Source organism: Streptomyces sp. AC550_RSS872, from assembly GCF_019049285.1.
Taxonomy (GTDB): Bacteria; Actinomycetota; Actinomycetes; order Streptomycetales; family Streptomycetaceae; genus Streptomyces.
Genome location: NZ_JAGMUL010000174.1, coordinates 1 through 3191 on the forward strand (window position 1 = coordinate 1; position 3191 = coordinate 3191).

The window sequence follows — 3191 nt, forward strand, 5'->3', positions numbered from 1 at the left end:
CGGCACCACACCCAACTGGACCACCTACCACCCCCCACACACACACCACCACATCCCCCTCCCCACCCACCCCCTCAACCCCAAACACCACTGGATCGGCTCCGGAACCGCTCATCCGTCCTCCGCAGCCTCTCCGCCGCCGGCCCGGCGTCGGGACGACATCGCGGAATGGTTCTACACACCGTCCTGGCAGCGGATGGCCCTGCCCTCGGCAGCCACGCCCGACATCGACCGGCACTGGCTCCTCTTCGCCGACGAGCTGGGAGTGGGCGAAGGCCTGGCCCGGCGCCTGCGAGCCCGCGGTGCCACCGTCAGTCTGGTCAGGCCCGGCACGAGCTGGTCCAACCCGGATCCCGGCCGGTTCACCCTCGACCCCGCCAGGGGCGACCACTACGACCGGTTGATCGACGCCCTGCACGAGGGGCCCTCCGGAGTGCCCACCCATGTCGTGCACGCCTGGGCCGTCACCACCATGGACGAGGCGGAACTCGCCGACACGGCGACGACGCTGCGGCTCGGCTTCGAGAGCCTTGTCCGCCTGACGCAGGCTCTGGCCCGCCACGCGGCCACCGGGCCACGCCGTATCTGGGTGCTCAGCAACGGGCTGCACAACGTCACCGGGTCGGAACGTCTCTCCCCGTCCAAAGCGACTCTCCTGGGCCCGTGTCGCGTCCTCCCCCGGGAGATGCCCGACACCTCCTGCCGGAGTGTCGACCTCGACTGCCTCACCGCGCCGTCCTCGCACCAGCTCGACCGGATCATGGCCGAGCTGGCCGCGGAAGCCACGTCCGACCCGGCGGCGGTGGCCCACCGGGGCATCCACCGGTGGCTCCTGCACCACCTCCCGGTACGCCTGCCCGTCGCCGGGACGACGAGCGCGCTGCGCCCGGACGGGGTGTACCTCGTCACTGGGGGCACCGGAGGCCTGGGGCTGGCGCTCGCGCGGCACATCACCGCCGCCGGAGGGCGCGTGGCGCTCACGTCCCGCACCCGGTTCCCGCCTCCGGAGGAATGGGACGCCTTCCTCGCCGATGCCCCCACGGGGGCTCCGCTCACCGACGCCGTCCGCCGCCTCGGGCGACTGCGGGACGAGGGCGCGCAGGTGCTGGTCCTCCAGGCCGACGTGAGCGATCCGGACGCCATGCGCGCGGCGGTCGACAGCACCGTACGCCGTTGGGGGGCGGTGCACGGGGCCTTCCACGCCGCCGGTGTGGCCGGCGGCGGCCTGATCCAGCTTAAGGACATGCGTGACGCGTCCGACGTGATGCGGCCCAAAGTGCACGGCACCCGGGTACTGGAAGAGGCACTGTCCGGCCAAGAGCTGGACTTCTTGGTCCTGTTCGGCTCCAACGGCGCGAACATCGGCAGCGCCGGCCAGGTCGACTACTGCGCTGCCAACTGCTTCCTCGACGCCTTCGCCCAGGACCGAGGCAGGCGTCGGCGCGTGATCTCCATCGACTGGGGGCCCTGGAAGGGCACCGGAATGGCCGTCAACACGGCGGTGTCGCCCGGGATGGACAAGCGGCGCAGACGCGATGTGGAAGAGCGTGGCATGACGCCGGAGGAGGGGCTGCGGGCCCTCGACACGGTCCTGGCGGCCGCGGCGGAGCCCCAGGTCATCGTGTCCCCCAGCGATCTCGACGAGCTGTTCGCCAACGCCTTCTCCCTGGACACCGCCGACGCGCAGAGGCAGGAGAGCACGCCCGGCCCCGAGGAACCGGCCGACCCGGCATCCGACCGGCCCGACATCCCCACGGAGTACGTGCCGCCGCGCACCTCCGTCGAGCACGCCATCTGCGAGGTGTGGCAGGCCCTGCTCGGCATCGAGAAGGTCGGTGTCCAGGACAGCTTCTTCGACCTGGGCGGCGACTCTCTGGTCGCCATCCAGCTGGTGAGTTCCGTCAACGCACGGCTGCACGCCCGGCTCACCCTGGGCGATCTGTACGGAGGACTCACGATCGCGAACCTGGCGGGCCTGGTGGACAACCGCTCGCAGCCCGACCCGGAGCCGGATCCCGCAGCCGCCGAGCGGCGTACGGAGAACAGGCAGAAACGACGTCAGCACCAGCAGCAGCGCCGCAAGGCGAGGGGACAGTGATGGCCAACAAGGCGGAGGACGGGTTCGATGACCTCCCGGCGGAGAGCGGTGTGGCGATCGTCGGGATGGCGGGGCGCTTTCCCGGTGCCGCGGATCTGGACGAGTTCTGGCGCAACCTGCGCGACGGTGTCGAGTCGATCGTCGCTCTGACCGACGAGGAACTCACCGCGGCGGGAGTACCACCGGAAACCTTCAACCGGCCCGACTTCGTCAAGGCCGGACCACGCTTCCAGGACGCCGGCCTCTTCGACGCCGAGTTCTTCGGATACACCGCCCGCGAAGCCCAGCTCATGGACCCCCAGCACCGCCTCTTCCTGGAGACCGCCTGGCAGGCACTGGAGAACGCCGGCTACGACTCCGCACAGTACGACGGCACCATCGGCGTCTACGCCGGCGCCGGAACGTCGGCCTATCTGGAGAACATCTACAGCAACTGGAGTCAGGGCGAGGGACTCAGAACAGAGAACGCCGGTCTGGGCTTCGAGTTGGCGTTCCTCGCAAGCCGGGTGTCCCACAAGCTGAATCTCACGGGTCCGAGCATCCCGGTACAGACCGCGTGCTCCACTTCGCTGGTCGCCGTGCACACCGCCTGCCAGAGCCTGCTCACCTACGAGTGCGACATGGCGCTCTCGGGCGCGGTCGCCTACAAGGTCCCCGAGAACCGGGGCTACCTCCACCAGGAGGGTTCGTTCCTCTCACCGGACGGCCATGTCCGTCCGTTCGACGCGCAGGCACGCGGGACGGTCTTCGGCAACGGTGTGGGGGTGGTCGTGCTGAAGCGGCTGGAGGACGCCCTCGCCGACGGGGACACCATCCACGCCGTCATCAAGGGCTCCGCCGTCAACAACGACGGCGCCCAGAAGGCGAGTTTCACGGCGCCCACCGTCGCCGGTCAGGCCGCCGTGATCGCCGAGGCGATGGACATAGCGCAGGTCGACCCTGAGGACATCGACTATGTGGAAGCACATGGAAGCGGCACGCTGATCGGTGACTCCATCGAGGTTCAGGCGTTGGAGCAGGCGTTCGGCGGACGAGGCGACTGCGTCCTGGGCACCGTCAAGGGAAACATCGGACACCTCGACGCCGCAGCAGG

At 69.9% G+C, this 3191-nt stretch carries 2 protein-coding genes; both read left to right on the plus strand.

The features are described 5' to 3' along the window. Positions 1-2098, plus strand: a 2098-nt coding sequence (locus tag KUM44_RS39665; protein ID WP_217214626.1) for an SDR family NAD(P)-dependent oxidoreductase, incomplete at its 5' end; no start/stop codon positions are given. Then, positions 2098-3191: polyketide synthase (locus KUM44_RS39670; RefSeq protein ID WP_217214627.1), on the plus strand; the 1094-nt coding region annotated here is incomplete at its 3' end. The genes KUM44_RS39665 and KUM44_RS39670, both read left to right, overlap by 1 nt.